Origin of the sequence: Rahnella contaminans (genome assembly GCF_011065485.1) — a bacterium.
GTDB lineage: Bacteria > Pseudomonadota > Gammaproteobacteria > Enterobacterales > Enterobacteriaceae > Rahnella > Rahnella contaminans.
Genome location: NZ_JAADJS010000004.1, coordinates 166,300 through 185,311 on the forward strand (window position 1 = coordinate 166,300; position 19,012 = coordinate 185,311).

Consider the following 19,012-nt stretch of genomic DNA (forward strand, 5'->3'; position numbering starts at 1 on the left):
TTTACGTCCTTAACTTACGCATTCAGTTCCTGTGGGCTCGCCGAACAGCACCGGCAGGACAGCATATTTGAACATTAGATTGTCATTACGTAGGGGTTCACATGCAGGGCACCAAAATCCGTTTACTCGTTGGTGGATTGTTGCTGGCAGCAGCCGCAAGTCATGTGCAAGCTGAAGCATTACAACCTGACCCGGCCTGGCAGCAGGGCAAGTTGGATAATGGATTTACCTGGCAGTTGCTGACCACGCCGCAACGTCCGAGCGATCGTATCGAATTACGTCTGGTGGTACGCACCGGCTCGCTGGCAGAATCTGCCCAGCAGGCGGGCTACGCCCATTTCCTGCCGCGTCTGGCGCTGATGCACAGCGAAGGATTCAGCACGTCTGAGCTGCAATCACTCTGGCAGCAAAGTATCAATCCGCAACGGCCATTGCCGCCCGCGGTCAGTTCCTATGATTTCACGATGTATAACCTGAGCCTGCCGAATAACCGTCCGGAGCTGCTGAAAGATGCGCTGAACTGGCTGGCGAATACGGCGGGTAAAATCTCTGTAACGCCTGCGCTGGTCAGCGCCGCGCGGCAGGAAACGCAGGATCCGGTGGGTTCATTGCCGCAAAATACGCAGGATGCCTGGTGGCGTACCCGTATCGTCGGCTCAACGCTGGTGGGGCATAGCCCGGATCAGCTGCCGACCAAACCGGTCAATATTGAAGCCCTGACGAAGTTTTATCATCAGTGGTATACACCGGACGCCATGACGCTGTTTGTGGTGGGTAATGTCGACAGCCGCGCGCTGGGTGAACAAATCAACCGGACATTCTCGCCGCTGAAAGGCAGCCGTCAGACGCCACAAACGTTGCCGACGCTGTCGGAAGTCACCACCAAATCCATGACCACGATGGACGGCAACCTGACGCAAGATCGTCTCTCATTAATGTGGGATAACGCGTGGCAGCCGATTCAGGATTCGCAGGCGCTGGCCGCTTACTGGCGCAGTGATCTGGCCCGCGAAGCGCTGTTCTGGCATCTTCAGGAAGCCCTGAAAAGCGCTTTTGAAAACAAAAAAGACGCCACAACACCGGGCCCTGGCCTTGGTTTTGATTGCAACGTCCAGTATCAGCGTGCGCAGTGCGCTATTCGTATTGAAGCGCCACAGGCTAAGCTGACCGAACTGTTCAAGCGTCTTTCCGAAGAACTTCTGGCCGTGCGTGACAAAGGGATTTCCCAGGCTGAGTTTGATGCGCTGATTGCGCAGAAGAACGATCAGCTGAGCAAACTTTTCGCCACTTACGCGCGTACCGACACCGACGTGCTGATGAGCCAGCGTTTACGCTCGCAGCAAAATGGCGTTGTCGACATCGCGCCTGAGCAGTACCAGCAGTTGCGTCAGCAGTTCCTTAGTACGCTGACGCTGCCGGTGCTGAATCAGGAGCTGAAACAACAGCTTTCCCGCGAACCTGCCATGCTTATCGCACAACCTAAAGGTGAGCCAGAACTGAATGCGGGTGAACTGCGGGCGGTATATGACAAAGTGATGGCACCGGTGGAGAGCGCTCCGGCAGCGGGTGATGTGCCGGCGGCATCGGCGGCGGCGAGTGCGCAATAAGGGAGAATCCCTTATTTATTCCCGGTTGGGATGGGTGAAAGTTTCGGTTTTTTAAGTGCAGCGCTCACTTAACTCACCGCGCCGAAACCGATAAAGAGAGGAAAGTGCTTTTCCTCTCTTTAATCTCTCCTCGCTTTTTCACTCCGCGCTATCGCTCGCTGGCTATGTTTCAGCAACCGCAGTGACAGGCTGGAAATCTTGCCGCTGCGCGGTACCTTTGCTCGGGTTTCGAGCCATAGGTCTCGAACCTCTCGCGCAGCAAGCTTTCTGAAACGCCCGTACGATCTTAAATTCAAAACCAATATGCTTTTAGAAAGTTAAAAATGGCGTGATCAAAAATCCTGCTGAACGGAGCGGCTTCGAGACCTGCGGCTCGAAGACCGAGAGAAGGAAGTGCGAAGCACCAGGATTTGCGCCACTCGCTTAAGTGACAGAACATGTCCGTATTGCCTGCGGTAGCGCGCAGTAAAAAGACGTGGGAGATCCAAGAGGGGCCCGTCATGGCCCCTTTTGGGCGGTTTCGGCGCAGCGAGTTAAGTGATCACTGCAATAAAGAAACCGAAATACCCACGGTCAATTTTGGCAGCCCCACTGCAAGTGAAAAATCGTTATACCCGCTCTGGCATAAACTCCACAGGAATGATCGCCCCGCGATGCTGAATCACAGTACTCGCAGTCTCATGCCCGCGCACGGCGGCTTCCACCGCGCTGCCACCGGTTAACCTGACCGCCAGATACCCGGCGCTGAATGAATCGCCCGCCGCAGTGGTATCAATCACTTTCTCTTTCGGTAATTTAACCGCCGGAACGTCGTGCAGTTCGCCTTCGGCGCTGGATACGATGCAGCTGTCAGCGCCGCGTTTTACCACGACTTCACTGACGCCAAGCGCGTGGGTGCGGGCAATCACTTCGTCGTACGGCTTCTGGCCCCACAGCATATCTTCGTCATCAAGCGTCAGAAATGCGATGTCCGTGCAGGAAAGCATGGCGTTGTAAGCCGCCTGCGTTTGCTCTTTGTTCGCCCATAAGCGCGGACGGTAGTTGTTGTCGAAAATGACTTTTCCGCCGCGTGAACGACACGCTTGCAGCAGTGTCATCAGACGTTTACGGCTTTCATCGTTCAGAATTGCCAGGCTGATCCCGCTCAGATACAGATAATCAAACTCTGCCAGCTTCTGGCAAATCTCTTCGGATTGCGGGCTGTCGAGCCAGTAACGCGCGGCGGCATCGTTGCGCCAGTAGTAGAACGTGCGCTCACCGGTGCTGTCCGTTTCAATCACATACAGGCCAGGTAGTTTGTTTTCCAGACGCTGCGTCAGCGCGGTGTGGACACCTTCCTGCTGCCACGCCTGCAACATCTCATTGCTGAAACTGTCATTGCCGAGCGCTGTCACGTAGTGAACGTTCAGCGCTTCAGGCGAAACCTGGCGGGAAATATAAACAGACGTGTTCAGCGTGTCGCCACCAAAACCACGGTGAAGGGCATCGCCTTTCTGAGACAATTCGATCATGCATTCGCCGATAACGGCAATATTTTTGCTGGTCATTGTACCTGGCCTATGTCTGAAACATTAAAACGAAAGAAAAGACCGTCATTATTGCGCTCTAGTCTCTTCATAAGAATGCGGTCAGTCAAATAAATTAAAACGAGGTTTTATTTTTTTAGGCAGGAAGCGAAAAAATGAAATAAAAGGAGGGTAAAAGTGGAAGCAGCAGAACTTCCACCTGGGCATCACCGTGGGAAGGCTACTGGCTTTCTTTACGCAGTTCGGTCACCGGTCGGCCCCCGATCCCCCAGTTATCGGTATCGACTTCATCAATGACCACAACCGTGGTGGCCGGATTTTTACCCAGCGTATCGGCCAGCAGTTGGGTCACGCCGGCGATAAGTGCCTTTTTTTGTTCGACGGTTGCGCCTTCTCGGGTGATTTTGATATTCACGTAGGGCATTTTTTTTCTCCGTATCGGGTAAGCAAAAGGGAAATAACGTGCGGTCAGTTCTCCACTGTAGAAGCGGATGAAAAGAACCGCCAGCCTGCCTTTTTGGTTTTTTATGCGGGCAGAACGGCGAGAAATGCGGAGTGATTAAAGTTTCCCCGCGCAGCGCCGATAGATATCTCTACTAATGAAAGCCAGGAAATCGGGCTACTAATCACCTTGTAGTCACGCAACACATGTTGCCGCATGTCCCCTGATGATCTGATTCTTATTCATGACGGCAGAAAAATATGATAACTAAGATGATGTTAGGGCTGATTACGCCTTCTTTTACCGCTATCGAACGCGTAAAAGCACAGTCTTACTGGCGTCAATGTCAGAGAGTGTACCGTTTTCAGCCGATTTATCGCACTACAGGAAAACTGTTGGGGATTGAATTGCTGACCGGGGTTTTCCACCCTGCGAACCCGCATAAATTCATTTCGCCCGAAGAATATTTTGTCGCGATCGCTGTCGGTAAACGCCTGCAAATCGTTCAGGAACAACTTAACCTGTTGCAGCGCTGGCAAAATCTGTTCATCGATAACGAATTACTGGCGTCAATCAACGTCGATGGTCAGGTGCTGGAAATGTTGCAGTCTGATTCCGCGCTGCAAGCGCAAATCAACGCGATGCCGTACGTCCGTTTTGAACTGGTCGAAAGTGCTGAACATGCGCTGAGCATTCCGTTGTCCCAGATTGAACAATCCGACCGGTTGTGGCTCGATGACTTTGGTCAGGGCATTGCCAACTTCTCTTCCTTCACCACCTGGCACTACGAATACATCAAAATTGCCCGCGATTTGTTTATTCTGCTGGGTCAGAGCGAAGAAGGCTCGCGCCTGTTTTACACGCTGGTGACGCTGATGAAGCGCTACAGCAAAGGCGTCATTATCGAAGGGGTCGAAACCGCCGCTGAATGGGCGATGGTGCGTAATTCTGATGCGCTGGCCGCTCAGGGCTATTATCTGGCGCGACCCGTTGTTTTCGACCATCTGGATAATCTGCCAATACATTTCAAAGGATAATGAATCACACCTAACTCGCTGAGGCTAAGTCTCAAAATGCCGGGTGAGTTGATGTGGTGTGATGCATTATCATCACGCTGATTTTTAAGGCGTTATCACTGCCCCTCCTTCACGTTTTATCCCTCCTGATGCAGACCGTTTCCGGCAAGCTGTGACGAATTCAACTATGGTTAAACTCTGGGATTCGTTAACTGTTTGAAAGGAACAGCGTTATGACGCGCACAGGTAAAGTGATCTCCTGGGTTGTCGGTGTGATTGTTATTCTGTTGATTGCCATCGTGATTTTCATCGCGATGTTCGACTGGAACCGCCTCAAACCCACGATAAATCAAAAGGTCAGTACTGAGCTCAACCGGCAATTCGCGATCCGCGGTGATTTGGGCGTGGACTGGTCGCGGCAAAAAGATGAAGCGGGCTGGCGGGCGTGGGTTCCCTGGCCTCGCATCCATGCGGAAGATATCGTGCTCGGAAACCCTTCCGACGTTCAGACCGGCGAAAAAGACGCGCAGATGGTGAAACTCGCCCGCGTTGATGCCAGCATTGCGCCGCTCGCGCTGCTGCACAAAGAAGTGCTGATACCACGCATCTGGCTGAAACAGCCGGATGCCTCGTTGTTGCGTTTGGATAACGGCAAAAATAACTGGACGTTCAATCTCGCTAACAGCGACACCAAAGACCCAGCGCAGCCGCCATCAGCCTGGTCATTTACTCTCAACGATATCGTGTTTGATCGCGGGCAGATTGACTATAAAGACGCCAAACTCAAAGCCGATTTCCGCGCCGTGATTGATCCGCTGGGTAAACCGCTGCCGTTTACGGAAGTGATCGGCGATAAGAAAGATGCGCCGAAAACCAAAACCCCGCCTTACGTGTTTGGCTGGAAAGTGGACGGGAAATACAACGGCGAATCCCTGTCGGGCAGCGGGAAAATTGGCGGAATGCTGGCGCTGAAAGACCCTGACGCGCTGTTTCCGTTACAGGCGGATGTGCGTTCGGGGAAAACCCGCGTAGCCGTCGCCGGGACATTGCAGGATCCGATGAACCTCGGCGGTCTGGATTTACGCCTGAAATTCTCCGGGCAGACGCTGTCTGATTTGTACGGTCTGACCGGCGTCCTGCTGCCGCAAACGCCGCCGTATTCTACCGACGGCCATTTGTCGGCAACATTGCACGCGAAGAACGGCGCCATTTACCGTTATCAGAACTTTAACGGCGAGATTGGCGACAGCGATATTCACGGCTCGCTGACCTATGAGGCCAGCAAACCAAGGCCAAAACTGACCGGCGACGTGGTGTCCAAACAGCTGCGTTTTGCCGATCTCGCGCCGCTGATCGGGGCTGATTCCAATACGGATAAAGCGAAACGTGGCGAAACGACCCGTCAGCCTTCTGACAAAGTGCTGCCGGTAGAGAAGTTTGATACCAAAAGCTGGCGCGTGATGGACGCGGATGTGAAATTTAGCGCCAAACGTATTGAGCACGGTAAATCGCTGCCGCTGAGCAATTTAAGCACGCACCTGAAACTCACCGACGGCGAAATTCTGCTCGACCCTCTGCGTTTTGGCGTGGCGGGCGGTAATCTCAATTCCACCATCCGGCTGGAGGGCGACAAATCGCCGATGCAGGCGCGTGCGGATATTCATGCGCGTAAGCTGAAACTGAAACAGTTGCTGCCGAGCGTACAGTCGATGGAGCGCAGTCTGGGCGATCTCAACGGCGATGCGACGCTGACCGGCACCGGGAATTCGGTGGCCGCGTTGCTCGGCACCAGCAACGGCGACATGAAAATTCTCATCAACGACGGCGTGATCAGCCGGGGTCTGATGGAACTGGCCGGGCTGAACGTGGGGAACTACGTGGTCAGCAAATTGTTCGGCGATGACGAAGTGGCGATCAACTGCGCCGCCGCCAACGTGAACGTCAAAAACGGGCTGGTAACGCCACGGTTGTTTGTGTTCGATACCGAGAATGCGGTGATCAACATTACCGGTAGCACCAATATGGCGACGGAACGTCTGGATTTGTCGATCAACCCCGAAAGCAAGGGCGTGCGTATTCTGACGCTGCGTTCACCGCTGTATGTCCGCGGCACGTATAAAAATCCGGACGCCGGTGTAAAACCCGGCCCGCTGATCGCCCGTGGCGCTGCTGCCGTCGCGCTCGGCGCGGTCGTCGCCCCGGCCGCTGCATTGCTCGCACTGATTTCCCCAAGCGACAACGAAGAAAACCAGTGCGGTCCGATATTGCAGCAGATGAAAGAGAAGTGATTGATACGCTCCTCCCGGCGAAAGGGAGGAGCTGATTTCACCGGGGCACCGGATCCAGTACTGCGCAGCTATGATCCTGGATTTCTTCGGTCGAGGCGTTGTTGAGTTTGAGTAAATCGCGCTCGCTGGCGAGCAGCAGGAAGTCGCCGCCCGGCAGGCTGACCATCGCCATGCCGAAGTGGCCCATTTTTTTATCTGCGTCCGGCACGCCTTGCGCCAGAATTCTGAACGCGCCTTTCTCATTGAGCTCGGCGGGCGTCACTTTACGCGCCAGGTACGTGTGGCCCAGCAGTTTGTCCGGCAGTTCCTGCCAGTTGTATCCCATCTGCGCGCCCTCTCTGGCCAGCGTAGTTTTTACCTGCGGCAACAGACAGGAAATATGGATGTGCAGCTGATTCTGCGAGCGTCCGTATTGTGAATTAATCGCCAGCGAGATATTGCTGTCATCAATCGGTTTGCCGTATTTATCCGCCATAAAATGCCGCGCATTCCAGGCCTGATTGAAAAAGTTCGGCGTTTCCGGCTCCAGCAGCGCCGGGCTTTCCATACCGGTGATCCGCGCGCTGGGCATCAGTAAATACTGCAATGGCCCGTTCAGATCCTTCAGCACCACAAATCCGTGTTGTTCATCCACCTGCGCGCAGGGATCGGGTTTGCCCGTGCTGCGCTGATTCGGCACGCATTTTTTGCTGATGATGTTCCACAAGGCGTTAGGATTGGAAGAGTGGGGCCAGAAATACCAGAAAGCGGCGGCAATGATGATAAGCAGGAGCAGGGCAGGCAAAACTAATCGTCGTAAACGCATAAGAAACCTTCGCAGAAGGCACCGTGCCAGGCGAAAAACCTGGCACGGTGTCCGGATCAGTTACAGCGACTGATGGGCAGTTTCTTTGGACAGCAGCAGCGCGATCAGCGTCAGCGTTGCCATAAAGGCCAGATAAACGCCCACATAGAACAACCCGTAATGAGTTGCCAGCCAGGTGGCGATGTACGGCGCGACGGACGCACCCAGTATCGAAGACACATTATAGGAGAAGGATGCGCCGGTGTAGCGGACTTCTGTCGGGAACAGTTCAGGCAGCAGCGCGCCCATCGGACCAAACGTCAGCCCCATCACCATAAAACCGCACAGCAGGAAGACCATCACCAGCGCCTGCGAGCCTGAACCGAGAATGGTCGGGAAGCACAGTGCGAAAACAATCATCAGCAAGGTAATGCAGATCATCGTTTTGCGACGCCCAAATTTATCCGCCAGCTGACCGGCAATCGGTACCATTACGCCGAAACCGACCACGCCAATCATCAGCATCAGCAGGAATTCATTACGCGGAATGCCCAGGCCCGCGGGCTGAGCTGCCGTGCCGTAACCCAGTGAATACACGGTCATGATGTAGAACAGCGTATACGTTGCCACCATGATGAACGTGCCGAGCAGGGTCGCTTTTTTGTATTTGGTGAACAGCGTGCCAATCGGCACTTTTACCTGTTTACCGGCTTTGGCAATTTTAGCGAAGACCGGCGTTTCGTGAAGGGAAACACGCACGTAAAGGCCAACCAGCACCAGCACCGCAGAAAGCAGGAACGGCACGCGCCAGCCCCAGGAAATAAACTGTTCGTCGGTCAGCAGCCAGGACAACAGCAGGAACATCCCGTTAGCGAAGAAGAAGCCAATCGGCGCGCCAAGCTGCGGGAAAGAACCGTACAGCGCGCGTTTTTTCGGTGGCGCATTCTCCGTTGCGAGCAATGCCGCGCCGCCCCATTCGCCGCCCAGACCGAGACCCTGACCAAAACGCGCCAGCGCCAGCAGCATTGGTGCGAAAACGCCAATCGTCGCGTAAGTCGGCAGCAGGCCAATGACAACGGTGGAAACACCCATGGTCAGGAGGGACGCCACGAGCGTCACTTTACGCCCTACGCGGTCGCCGAAATGCCCGAACAGCGCGGAGCCAATCGGACGCGCAATAAAGGCGATAGCGAATGTGGCGAGCGACTGTAGCGTGGCGGCCGTCGGGTCGCCCTGCGGGAAGAAGATGTGCGGGAACACGATCACCGCAGCGGTGGCATAAATGTAAAAGTCGAAAAACTCGATGGCCGTCCCGATCAGCGACGCAACGATGACTTTTCCGCGTGAGTTCTGATTCACCAGGTTGGCGTCAGCTTCTAATTCTTGAGCGATGGAGGCTTGCATAAGTGTTTCTTATTTGTTGTTGATGAAATAGAGGGTTTGTAAATAAATGTGTGGTGAAAGGGCATCTTATGCACAGCCAGACGGGTTTTCAACGAGGGAGAAATGCCTAAAAACGGCATTTCGGGCGGGATCGGGGGAATCTTTTTTGGCGTTGCCCGTTTGCAAATCATAAGTTTGCTCAATGGAACAAATTCAGAGTAACTGACTGCAAAACCGTGAAATAAAAGTACGGCCATTAGTCAGTTATTCTGGTTTTAAGGGCAGTGAGAAGTGCTATCTGGTGTTATTCACTGCTTTTTGACTTCTTTTCCAGAGTTAACGGCGGTTATATGCATTTCATCTGGCACGATGAGGTCGTCAGGCGTGTATTCGCTGTCGTTTCCCGATGTCGTTTTGGCCGTTTTTGCGCCTTTTTTCCCATGATCGGGCATTACCGGGTCATCTTTGTATTTCGCGGTGGCAATCCACGCGGCGACAAACAACGTCAGGCGGGCGAAGAAATAGAAGAACGCCATCAGGCCAATGACCGACCCGAACGCCGCGCCGGAAGGCGAGGTGGCCAGTTTCGGCAGTGTCATGGTCATCACGAATTTAATCACCTCAAAGCCAATCGCCGCCAGCAGCGTGCCGCGCAGCAGGGCTTTCTTGCGCGGTTTATGGCGCGGCAACATCCAGAAAATCCACAGGAACAGCAGATAGTTGGCCGCAATGGAAATTACCAGCGCAATACTGGTCATCACCGGTCTCAGCCACTCGATACCGCCGAGCCCCAGCGCATCCACAATGGTTTTTTGCGCCGCACCGGCAATAGACGTCAGCGACAGCGTGATGATCAGCGCCAGCACCAGCCCGGTCAGCGAAATAAAATCGCGAATGTAGCGGCGGTAAATCTTCTCCTGATCCTGCGGATTGCGTTCCCAGACGTCACGCGACTGCGCGCGGATCGCCTCGCGCAGATTTCCCATCCAGCTGATGCCGGAGTACAGCGCAATCAGCAGGCCGGATAACCCGACGGCGGTGCGTTGCTGAATGGCCGTATTGACCGTGCTTTTCAGCGTATTCGCCAGATTCGGGTCGCTGATGCTGTTCACGATTTTATTGATGAGACCGGCCAGCAGATCCGGATTGGACGCCAGCACGAAACCCACGGCGGCGAAGGAAACCATCAGAATCGGGATCAGCGAGAGGAAAGAGAAATAGGTGATCGCCGCACCAAACTGGCTGCCCAGACGATCGTTGAAACGTTCCGTGGCCCGCAGCAAATGCGCGACCCAGCCCCAGGACTGAACGTATTCCACCAGCCGTGAGAATCTGCCGATGTTTTTATCCACCGTCGAATTGCCGGTTTTGATGTTAATCAGCGGGGCGGGTGTTTCCTGTTTTACCGGTTCTTGCTTAGAAATAATGGGCATTGATCCATGTTGTCCTTAAAAGTGCATCCAGCCTTAAGTATAGACGCCTGAGCCGTCCGGGTGATGTCTGGCGGGTTTAACCGCTCAGGCAATGAACGTTTGGGTTATATCTGTCAGCCAGTCCATGAAGACTTTGACGCGCCGCGAAAGGTTCAGGCGGTGCGGATAAACCAGCGTCACGGGCATCGGCGGCGCACGGAACTGCGGCAAAATACTCACCAGCTGGCCACCCGCCAGCGCGTTACGAACGCCAATCAGCGGCGCCTGAATAATCCCCAGACCGGCCACGCAGGCTGAAACATAGGTTTCCGTGCTGTTGACCGTCACCGCACCGCCGCTTTTGACGGTTCTCACCTGCTTGCCGTCGAGATATTCAAACGCAGACGTATGGCTGCCGAGCGTTTGTTCGTAATGCACCATCGCGTGCTGCGCCAGCTGATCGGGATGATCCGGCGTGCCGTAGCGTTGCAGATAACCGGGGCTTGCGCAGTTAATCACGCTCAGATGCCCCAGCGGGCGGGCGATCAGGCCGGAATCCTTCAACGTGCCGCTGCGCACCACGCAGTCAAACCCTTCGCGCACCACATCCACACGGTGATCGGTACTGCTCAGTTCGATTTCCAGCGCCGGATAGCGGTTCAGAAACTCCGCCAGACGCGGCAACACCAGATGCGTCGCCATGCCGACTGACATATCCACGCGCAGCCGCCCGCTGATGCTCGCCGGGTTCGACTGAAACATCGATTCGAGTTCGTCCATGCTCGAAAGCAGTTCTTTGCAGCGCTGATAAAACACCTGACCGTCCTGCGTAAGCTGAACGCGGCGCGTGGAACGGTGCAGCAAACGGGCGGACATGCGGATTTCCAGTTGCTGGACCAGCCGCGACACGCTGCCTTTGGGTAATCCCAGACTTTCGGCGGCGCGGGTAAAATTGCTCAATTCCGCGACGCGAACGAAAACCTTCATTGATTGAATTTTATCCACATTTTGCCCGATTGTTGTTGGTTTTGAGACAGTGAAACTCATTATGGACTATTTATCATTACAGAGGAGTCCAATAGGCTGTGTTTTAAACAACGAAAACCTACCAAATGCCAATGAGGTCTGAAATGAATCGTAAAATCGCTATCGTAACCGGCGGAAGCCGTGGTTTAGGCCGGAATGCCATTGAAAAATTGGCGAAAAAGGGGGTAGACGTCATTTTCACTTACCACAGTCAGATCGACGCGGCGAAAGCCGTGGTGCAGAACGTGGAAGCCTCAGGTGGAAAGGCGGTGGCTTTAGCGCTCAATACCGGCGAAACCGGTTCGTTTAATGCGTTTGTGGCTGATGTGAAAACGCAGCTTCAGCAGGTCTGGCAGCGCGAAACTTTTGATTTTCTGGTCAACAATGCGGGCGTAGGGCTGCATGAAGCGTTCACTGACACCACCGAAGAACAGTTTGACCTGATGATGAATGTCCATCTGAAAGGGCCGTTCTTCCTCACGCAAAAACTGTTGCCGCTGATGGCCGACGGTGGCCGTATTCTGAATATTTCCAGCGGTCTGGCGCGGTTTGCGCTGCCGGGCTCTTCGGCTTACGCCATCATGAAAGGCGCAATCGAAGTGCTGACGCGGTATCAGGCGAAAGAGCTGGGCGCGCGCGGTATCACCGCCAACGTTCTGGCACCGGGAGCGATTGAAACGGATTTCAGCGGCGGAATGGTGCGTGACAATCCGCAGGTGAACCAGATTGTCTCCGCGAACACCGCACTCGGGCGTGCCGGTTTGCCGGATGATATCGGCGGGATGGTGGCGCTGATGCTCAGCGATGAAGCTGGCTGGATGAACGCCCAGCGCGTAGAAGCGTCGGGCGGAATGTTTATCTGAGCCGTTTCTCTCAGATCTGAACGTTAACTTTCCTGGAAACGTCTGGCTTTGAGATGTTGCTGTTTTTCCAGCTCGAAAATCGCCCGTTGCAGGTCACGTTCCTGCGCGGGCGACAAATGCGGAAACTTAAAACTCAGCCGCTGCGTGCTGACCGTTTCGCCTTTGTTGCTGACAGATTTACGCGGCATCGAGCCGATATATTGCAAATCCAGCTTGAACGAGCCGAGTTCCGCCAGCTGAATCAGCGAATCTTTCAGCACCGCGCCGGAAGCCATTTCCGGTGGCGTTGTGCCGTCAATTTCCAGACCAAGACCGCCGAGGGAAATATCGCGCACGCGCCAGGCAAACTCTGAGGCATCCGGCAGCTTTCCGCTGCAACGGTAATCCGGCAGCCAGGGAACGTTCACGCGGAAATACTCGCGGCGCTGGATAAAATACAGAACGGGGGGAATGTCGCAGGTAAACGTCGGCAAACCTTCGTACGTCACCTGACGTACCTGACCGCAGGCAAATTCCACTTTCGCACCGGCAGGTTCCGCGACAAAGTTCAGCGTCCCGGCATTGATCGCCAGACCGTTTTCATAATCTGAGCTGCCCAGATCGAACAAAAACTGATGGTTGTCAGAATCAACGTCCAAAATTTTACTGATAAATTGCCCGCGGGCGTGACTGACCATGACCAGCGTCTGGTTCTTCTTCAAGTCACGCAGTACGGACAAGATTGCCAGCGTGTTCCGCTTAGCAAACGACTCTCGGGATACTTCGCTCACCTGCCACACCTCTATATGCAATGATCACAATATGTTCGTACAGCCCTCGAAATAAAAAGTGCCTATTACGGATATCGGTTATTCAAAACAAAACTTTAATGTGTAATAACGGGTATTTTCTCCGGCTTAAGATGAAATTCCGCCGAAGACAGGCCGGAGTTGCTGCCGTCTTCACTTTATATATAGGCTATCTTTCACACTATCGAAGGTTATTTTCCGCCCTTGTCACGGATTTTTTGTTGTCCGGTTCGCAACGGGTTTCAGGAGTTGTATGGAACAAGTGATCAAGTCGCTGGATGCGCTTTACATTAATATTTGCGTGACTTACGCCAGCCTGGTGTTTTTCTATTTTTTCCTCAGCAGCGACGGCCCGCTCGGGCCTAACTCCCCGCTCTACAAGCGTGTGTTGTTCGGAGTGCTCTGCGGCGCCGTGGCGGCTTTTCTGGATCGCGATTTGTTCCGACTCAGCGGCACGGTGTATTACAGCTTTGAGATGATCCCGCTGGTGATTTGCGTGTTCTACGTCGGCTGGTTCAGCGTGCTCTGTGGGTTTATGCTGAAATTCTTCCTCACCGGAATGTTCACTATCGATAACCTGTTTGTCGCGGTGATGATTGCGGGCATCTGCTATTTCCGGCCATGGCGCGACAACAACATCCGCACCTTCGCTATCGCGACGTCGATAGTCCTCGTGATCCGGCTGATTGTCTCGGCCCCTTATCTGAATTCCTGGGCAATTATCTGGAGTTCACTTGGCTACCAGCTGGTCACGCTTTTTTGCATGTTTATCTGTTACCACGGGCTGGGAGGTAAATTCCGCTACGTGCGCGCGTTCTTCCGCGAGAAAGAAAACTCGTCGATGGATTTCCTCACCAAAACCTTTAACCGTATGGGGCTGGAAGAACACCTGAAAGCGGTGCAGAAAAACCACAGCGGATTCGGACTGGCGATGCTGGATATCGATTTCTTCAAGAAAGTGAACGATACCTACGGGCATGCGATCGGCGATGACGTGCTGGTGCGCGTGGCGAATGTGGCGCGGATGATGCTGCGAAAAGACGACGTTCTGGCGCGTTTTGGCGGCGAAGAATTTGTGATTCTGATTGCCAGCGGCAACACGTACGAATGCGTGAAATGCTGTGAGCGTATCCGCCGCGCGGTCGAAAGCACGGTCTTTACCAACGCCGACGGCGAACCCTTCAAGATCACCGTATCGCTGGGCGTGGCGAACTACCAGCCAGACAAAAGTTGGCAGGAAAATATCATTGTGGCCGACAGTGCGCTGTATCAGTCCAAAACCAACGGACGCAACCGGACGACCAGCGTTTAACGATTTCTGAAAATTATTTTTCCCTCATACCGAATAAAAAGCGGTGCTCAGGTGTTTACCTCATATCGAACACTTACGGGCACCGTTTTTTATGCAAACTTCCACTTCTGTTTCCCGCCACCGTTACGACGGGCTGACCATTCTTCTGCACTGGCTGACGGCGCTGTGCGTCATTTTTCTGTTTGCCAGCGCGCATATCTGGGAAGTGCTTGAGCGCGGCACGCCGCTGCGCAAAGGGCTGCAATCCGTGCATATTTCTGTCGGGATTTTACTGGCGGCGATTATCCTCGGGCGTTTGCTCTGGCGTCTGTTTACGGTCAGCACCGGGCGCAGCAAACAGGAACCTGTCGCCATGCCGGTGATGATGAAAGCGGCGGCGCATCTGACCCATCTGGCGCTCTACATTTTGCTGGTCACGCAGATCGTGCTGGGCTTTTTGTTCCGCTGGTCTCAGGCCGAGCCTTTCTACTTCTTCGGGCTTTTCCCCATTCCTGACGTTTTCAATTTCGACAGTGTGATGACCCGAACCTTCGGCACGTTACACAACAATGTGGCCTGGGCGCTGATTGTTTTGGCGGGCGTACATGCGCTGGCCGCACTGTTCCATCACTACGTTCTCCGCGACGGCATTTTGCGCCGCATGCTGCCGGGCCGCGTCAGCCGCCCGTAAATAATCTCTCCCCTACAGGAAGACAAAAACTATGAAGACAAAAACAGTGATTCAGGCGTTGTCGGTGGTGTGTCTGGCGGGTAATTTGCTGATGTTCAGTGTCGCCGCGCACGCGATGGGTGATGATTCTGATGAGAAAAAAACGCCGGACTGCCCGAAAGGGCAAATCTACGACAGCAAAACCAAAAGCTGCATGGTGGATAAAGGCGGCATGATTTCCGATCAGGACAAAACCCAGTACGCCTACCATCTGGCGAAATCGGGCCGGTATCAGGAAGCGCTGACGGTGCTCGACACGCTGAAAGACCCGAACACCAAAGAAGCCTGGAACTATCGCGGCTACGCCACCCGCAAACTCGGGCGTACCGACGAAGGCATCCGCTATTATCAGAAATCGATTGCGATTGACGCAAATTACGCCAAAGTCCGGGAATATCTCGGCGAGGCTTATATGATTAAAGGGCGTCCTGATCTCGCGAAAGCGCAACTGGCGACCATCAGAGGCCTGTGCGGCACCGGCTGCGAAGAGTATCGCGATCTGAGCGCGGCTATCGACGGACATCCTGAATCCTGAAACGGGGAAACGCTAAATTTCACCCACCGATTTACGTCATGAACTGAGTCAGTGTCTGGCGCGTCTGTGGCGTTACGCGATGGTGTTATCGCGCAAGCCGGACGTGGCAGATGATCTGGTGCAATCGACCTGCGTGCGGGCACTTGAACGCTGCGCGCAGGTGGTTGATCGCGCCGGTGCCGATCGCTGGTTCTTTTCGATTCTGCATTCCATATGGGTCAACGAACTCAGGGCGCAGCACGTCCGCCAGGGGCAGGGATTTGTCGATGTCAGTGAAACCGACGTGCCCGCCGATGCGTTCTCTTTTGAAGACCGGCGCTGGCATACGCAGGTGATGCAGCGGGTGAATGCCCTGCCGGAAGCCCAGCGGAACGCGGTGTTTCTGGTGTATGTCGAAGGTTTTACCTATCAGGAAGCGGCAATGACGCTGTCAGTGCCTATTGGCACCATTATGAGCCGTCTGGCGGCTGCCCGGCTTTCGCTGGCAAAAGACACCGGTTCCGGCGCTCAGCCACAACAGGGAGAGAAAAAATGACCCGCGAAATCCCGCCAGCGCCATTCTCCGATGAAGTTCTGGTCGCCTACCTCGATAACCGGCTGAGCGAAAATCAGCGGGCGCAGTTTGATGCACGGCTCGCCGCAGACGACCTGCTGGCCGGACGTCTGGAGCAGATGGCGCGCAGCAATTTGCCTTTCCACGATGCGTTCGGGTCGATGTTGCAGGACGCGCCGGTGGGGCGTTTGCAGGCAGCTTTGGACGCGATACCGGATGCACCGGTTGCCCGTTCGCGCGGATTCAGCCGCCGTGCGTTGCTGGCGGCGTCGGTCAGCTTTATGGCCGTCGGGCTGCTCGCCGGACGCTATTCCGCGCTGCTTTCCGGTGAATCTTCCAAAGACAACTGGCGTGATCGCGTGGCGGATTACATGTCGCTGTACACCGCGCAGACACTGGCGGACGTGAATGACTCTGCTGAACAACAGCAAATTCAGCTGGCGCGGGTACATAAAACGATGGGCATCGGGCTTAGCCCGGCAGCGCTGGAAGTGCAGGGCGCTGAGCTGAAAAACGCCCGTATTTTGCATTACGACGACTACGATATTGCGCAGATCACTTACCTTGATGCGCGCTACGGGCCGATGGCGCTGTGCATTACCCGCAGCGAACACCGGAATAATACGGCGCAGGAAAGTGAAATCCGGCAAAAAATGAACGTCGTTTACTGGCGCGAGGCGGGTTACAACTTCATGCTGATCGGCCACAGTCCCGCAGCCGTTATGGCCGCGCTGGCCGCGGCTTTGCGGGCTAATCTCACCTGAGTAGTTTCTCTCCGAAACTAACTTATGTAATTATTTAAAGTATTAAACTATTTTTAATGCACGTAACGACGATGTTAAATTGTTTACGAAATCTCGATAATATGAGTATTCGGTAACATTTGTGTGGTTGATTTGTCGTTATTCACCGCGGTTTTCGTTACTCCCCATTATTGTCCTTTCAGACTCTGAGGAAATAATCGCTTATTTCCCCACCGCACCGGGTTGTTGATTTCGTTTATCCAGGGAATCTGGATAGCTTTCACCTGCAAAACTAAAACTAAACATTCAGAGAAACAGACGTCATGAGAAAGATACTCGCCATGATCCTCTGCCTTAACGTGGTTGCATTCAGCCAGTCAGCGTTCGCAGAAGATGAAAAGCCCGTTGATGTGTTACTGATCGGCGGCGGCATTATGAGCGCGACGCTGGGGACATACCTTCAGGAATTAGAGCCGGACTGGTCAATCGACATGGTCGAGCGTCTGGACGGTGTGGCGCTCGAAAGTTCCAACGGCTGGAACAACGCCGGTACCGGGCACTCTGCGCTGGCTGAAATGAACTACACGCCGGAAAAAGCCGATGGCAGCATCGACATTTCCAAAGCGGTCGAAATCAATGAATCCTTCCAGATTTCCCGCCAGTTCTGGACTTATCAGGTACAGAACGGCGTTCTGCACAACCCGCGTTCCTTCATCAACAGCACGCCGCACATGAGCTTTGTGTGGGGCGATGACAACATCAATTTCCTGCGTAAACGCTTCGCGGCGCTGCAACAAAGCACGCTGTTCCGCGGCATGGAATATTCAGAGGACCCGGCGCAAATCAAACAGTGGATCCCGCTGGTGATGGAAGGCCGTGACCCGAAACAGAAAATCGCGGCGACCCGTATTCCGATCGGCACCGACGTGAACTTCGGTGAAATCACCCGTCAGCTGGTGGCCTCGCTACAGAAAAACCCCAACTTCTCGCTGAGCCTCGGCCATGAAGTGCGCGGTATCAAACGTAACCCGGATAACACCTGGAACGTGACGGTGGCTGACCTGAAAAATGACGGCAAAGAAAGCGTCATCAAGGCGAAATTCGTCTTTATCGGTGCGGGCGGCGCGTCCCTGACCCTGTTGCAGGAATCCGGTATTCCTGAAGCGGATAACTACGGCGGCTTCCCGGTTGGCGGCCAGTTCCTGGTGACTGAGAACCCGGAAATCGTGAAACGCCATCTGGCGAAAGTGTACGGTAAAGCTGCCGTCGGCTCCCCGCCGATGTCCGTTCCGCACCTCGACACCCGTATTCTTGATGGTAAACAGGTTCTGCTGTTCGGGCCGTTCGCGACCTTCTCCAGCAAATTCCTGAAAAACGGTTCCCTGTGGGATCTGTTCGGCAGCGTCAATTTCTCCAACATCATGCCGATGACCCACGTGGGTATCGACAACTTTGATCTGGTGAAATATCTGGTCAGCCAGGTGATGTTGTCCGACGAAGACCGTTTCGATGCGTTGCGTGAATACTTCCCGGATGCGAAGAAAGAAGACTGGCGTTTGTGGGAAGCCGGTCAGCGCGTGCAGATCATCAAGAAAGATGAGAAAGAAGGCGGCGTTCTGCGTCTGGGCACTGAAGTAGTCAGCTCCAAAGATGGCAGCATTACCGCGCTGCTGGGCGCATCACCGGGCGCGTCTACCGCGGCGCCGATCATGCTGCACCTGATGGAAAAAGTGTTCAAAGACAAAGTTGCGACGCCGGAATGGCAGGCGAAACTGAAGGAAATCATCCCTTCTTACGGCACTGAGCTGAACGGCAACGTCGCCGCCACCGAGAAAGAACTGGGCGACACCAGCCGCGTTCTGATGCTGGACAACCCGCAACCCAAAGCGGCTGAACCTGCACCGGCGGCCGAGACAAATGCTGCACCGAAAAAAGAGCAAAAAGTCGTCGCTGACGTCGCGCTCTGATCGAATTTATTAAGCAGTGATTTTGAAGGCGCGGGAGACCGCGCCTTTTTTGTTTCTG

General features: G+C 54.4%; 17 protein-coding genes. 10 read left to right on the forward strand and 7 right to left on the reverse strand.

The window, feature by feature from the left end:
- The first annotated feature begins 101 nt into the window (after nucleotides 1-101).
- Complete coding sequence (locus GW579_RS18030; RefSeq protein WP_165060809.1) at nucleotides 102-1,607, forward strand: M16 family metallopeptidase; 1,506 nt, start codon at nucleotides 102-104, stop codon at nucleotides 1,605-1,607.
- A gap of 608 nt (nucleotides 1,608-2,215) precedes the next feature.
- Here the strand turns inward: GW579_RS18030 and kdgK are convergent.
- Together kdgK and GW579_RS18040 are read right to left on the reverse strand one after the other, a co-directional pair.
- Nucleotides 2,216-3,154 (reverse strand): 2-dehydro-3-deoxygluconokinase, encoded by a 939-nt coding sequence (kdgK, locus tag GW579_RS18035; protein WP_165060812.1) that lies wholly within the window; start codon nucleotides 3,152-3,154, stop codon nucleotides 2,216-2,218.
- A 199-nt stretch (nucleotides 3,155-3,353) separates the two neighbouring features.
- The gene (locus GW579_RS18040) at nucleotides 3,354-3,605 is read right to left on the reverse strand and encodes a 4-oxalocrotonate tautomerase family protein (RefSeq protein ID WP_268959649.1); all 252 of its coding nucleotides are present in this window, start codon (nucleotides 3,603-3,605) and stop codon (nucleotides 3,354-3,356) included.
- Nucleotides 3,606-3,835: 230 nt separating this feature from the next.
- On the opposite strand from GW579_RS18040, the gene pdeH reads away from it, so the two are divergent.
- Together pdeH and GW579_RS18050 are read left to right on the forward strand one after the other, a co-directional pair.
- Nucleotides 3,836-4,612 (forward strand): cyclic-guanylate-specific phosphodiesterase, encoded by a 777-nt coding sequence (gene pdeH, locus GW579_RS18045; RefSeq protein WP_152323650.1) that lies wholly within the window; start codon nucleotides 3,836-3,838, stop codon nucleotides 4,610-4,612.
- 212 nt (nucleotides 4,613-4,824) lie between these two features.
- Nucleotides 4,825-6,879, forward strand: coding sequence for an AsmA family protein (locus GW579_RS18050; RefSeq protein ID WP_165060815.1), 2,055 nt, complete (start codon nucleotides 4,825-4,827; stop codon nucleotides 6,877-6,879).
- A gap of 37 nt (nucleotides 6,880-6,916) precedes the next feature.
- Here GW579_RS18050 and GW579_RS18055 read toward each other — a convergent pair whose 3' ends face one another.
- The 4 genes from GW579_RS18055 to GW579_RS18070 all read right to left on the reverse strand — a co-directional run bounded on the left by GW579_RS18055 (nucleotide 6,917) and on the right by GW579_RS18070 (nucleotide 11,463).
- On the reverse strand, nucleotides 6,917-7,684 hold the full coding sequence (locus tag GW579_RS18055; RefSeq protein WP_165060818.1) for a CDP-diacylglycerol diphosphatase: 768 nt from the start codon (nucleotides 7,682-7,684) through the stop codon (nucleotides 6,917-6,919).
- Nucleotides 7,685-7,744: 60 nt separating this feature from the next.
- A complete protein-coding gene (locus tag GW579_RS18060; protein WP_152323647.1) occupies nucleotides 7,745-9,067 on the reverse strand; it encodes an MFS transporter in 1,323 nt (440 codons plus the stop codon).
- 287 nt (nucleotides 9,068-9,354) lie between these two features.
- The gene (yhjD, locus tag GW579_RS18065) at nucleotides 9,355-10,479 is read right to left on the reverse strand and encodes an inner membrane protein YhjD (RefSeq protein WP_152323646.1); all 1,125 of its coding nucleotides are present in this window, start codon (nucleotides 10,477-10,479) and stop codon (nucleotides 9,355-9,357) included.
- A gap of 84 nt (nucleotides 10,480-10,563) precedes the next feature.
- A complete protein-coding gene (locus GW579_RS18070) occupies nucleotides 10,564-11,463 on the reverse strand; it encodes a LysR family transcriptional regulator (protein ID WP_165060821.1) in 900 nt (299 codons plus the stop codon).
- Nucleotides 11,464-11,588: 125 nt separating this feature from the next.
- Between GW579_RS18070 and GW579_RS18075 the strand changes: the two genes are divergently transcribed.
- Nucleotides 11,589-12,347, forward strand: a complete 759-nt coding sequence (locus GW579_RS18075) for an SDR family NAD(P)-dependent oxidoreductase (protein ID WP_165060824.1) — start codon at nucleotides 11,589-11,591, stop codon at nucleotides 12,345-12,347.
- 23 nt (nucleotides 12,348-12,370) lie between these two features.
- Here GW579_RS18075 and GW579_RS18080 read toward each other — a convergent pair whose 3' ends face one another.
- On the reverse strand, nucleotides 12,371-13,117 hold the full coding sequence (locus GW579_RS18080) for a flagellar brake protein (RefSeq protein ID WP_152323643.1): 747 nt from the start codon (nucleotides 13,115-13,117) through the stop codon (nucleotides 12,371-12,373).
- A 271-nt stretch (nucleotides 13,118-13,388) separates the two neighbouring features.
- Here GW579_RS18080 and GW579_RS18085 point away from each other — a divergent pair, with 271 nt between their 5' ends.
- The 6 genes from GW579_RS18085 (at nucleotide 13,389) to mqo (ending at nucleotide 18,954) form a co-directional block, all read left to right on the forward strand.
- Nucleotides 13,389-14,447, forward strand: coding sequence for a GGDEF domain-containing protein (locus tag GW579_RS18085; RefSeq protein WP_165060826.1), 1,059 nt, complete (start codon nucleotides 13,389-13,391; stop codon nucleotides 14,445-14,447).
- A 91-nt stretch (nucleotides 14,448-14,538) separates the two neighbouring features.
- A complete protein-coding gene (locus GW579_RS18090; RefSeq protein WP_165060829.1) occupies nucleotides 14,539-15,117 on the forward strand; it encodes a cytochrome b in 579 nt (192 codons plus the stop codon).
- 31 nt (nucleotides 15,118-15,148) lie between these two features.
- Nucleotides 15,149-15,691, forward strand: coding sequence for a tetratricopeptide repeat protein (locus GW579_RS18095; protein ID WP_165060832.1), 543 nt, complete (start codon nucleotides 15,149-15,151; stop codon nucleotides 15,689-15,691).
- Nucleotides 15,692-15,770: 79 nt separating this feature from the next.
- On the forward strand, nucleotides 15,771-16,226 hold the full coding sequence (locus GW579_RS18100) for a sigma-70 family RNA polymerase sigma factor (protein ID WP_235937430.1): 456 nt from the start codon (nucleotides 15,771-15,773) through the stop codon (nucleotides 16,224-16,226).
- Nucleotides 16,223-17,008, forward strand: a complete 786-nt coding sequence (locus GW579_RS18105) for an anti-sigma factor family protein (protein WP_165060835.1) — start codon at nucleotides 16,223-16,225, stop codon at nucleotides 17,006-17,008. Before GW579_RS18100 ends, GW579_RS18105 begins: the two co-directional genes overlap by 4 nt.
- Nucleotides 17,009-17,310: 302 nt before the next feature.
- Entirely contained in the window at nucleotides 17,311-18,954 is a 1,644-nt protein-coding gene (gene mqo, locus GW579_RS18110) for a malate dehydrogenase (quinone) (protein ID WP_165060837.1), read from the forward strand.
- The last annotated feature ends 58 nt before the right edge of the window (nucleotides 18,955-19,012 follow it).

Bases quoted from the DNA above. Each gene is read 5' to 3' on its own strand.
- pdeH (WP_152323650.1), top strand. From the start codon at position 3,836: ATGATAACTAAGATGATGTTAGGGCTGATTACGCCTTCTTTTACCGCT.
- GW579_RS18030 (WP_165060809.1), top strand. From the start codon at position 102: ATGCAGGGCACCAAAATCCGTTTACTCGTTGGTGGATTGTTGCTGGCA.
- GW579_RS18050 (WP_165060815.1), top strand. From the start codon at position 4,825: ATGACGCGCACAGGTAAAGTGATCTCCTGGGTTGTCGGTGTGATTGTT.
- GW579_RS18090 (WP_165060829.1), top strand. From the start codon at position 14,539: ATGCAAACTTCCACTTCTGTTTCCCGCCACCGTTACGACGGGCTGACC.
- GW579_RS18105 (WP_165060835.1), top strand. From the start codon at position 16,223: ATGACCCGCGAAATCCCGCCAGCGCCATTCTCCGATGAAGTTCTGGTC.
- GW579_RS18055 (WP_165060818.1), bottom strand. From the start codon at position 7,684: ATGCGTTTACGACGATTAGTTTTGCCTGCCCTGCTCCTGCTTATCATC.
- GW579_RS18075 (WP_165060824.1), top strand. From the start codon at position 11,589: ATGAATCGTAAAATCGCTATCGTAACCGGCGGAAGCCGTGGTTTAGGC.
- mqo (WP_165060837.1), top strand. From the start codon at position 17,311: ATGAGAAAGATACTCGCCATGATCCTCTGCCTTAACGTGGTTGCATTC.
- yhjD (WP_152323646.1), bottom strand. From the start codon at position 10,479: ATGCCCATTATTTCTAAGCAAGAACCGGTAAAACAGGAAACACCCGCC.
- kdgK (WP_165060812.1), bottom strand. From the start codon at position 3,154: ATGACCAGCAAAAATATTGCCGTTATCGGCGAATGCATGATCGAATTG.
- GW579_RS18095 (WP_165060832.1), top strand. From the start codon at position 15,149: ATGAAGACAAAAACAGTGATTCAGGCGTTGTCGGTGGTGTGTCTGGCG.
- GW579_RS18060 (WP_152323647.1), bottom strand. From the start codon at position 9,067: ATGCAAGCCTCCATCGCTCAAGAATTAGAAGCTGACGCCAACCTGGTG.
- GW579_RS18100 (WP_235937430.1), top strand. From the start codon at position 15,771: ATGGTGTTATCGCGCAAGCCGGACGTGGCAGATGATCTGGTGCAATCG.
- GW579_RS18085 (WP_165060826.1), top strand. From the start codon at position 13,389: ATGGAACAAGTGATCAAGTCGCTGGATGCGCTTTACATTAATATTTGC.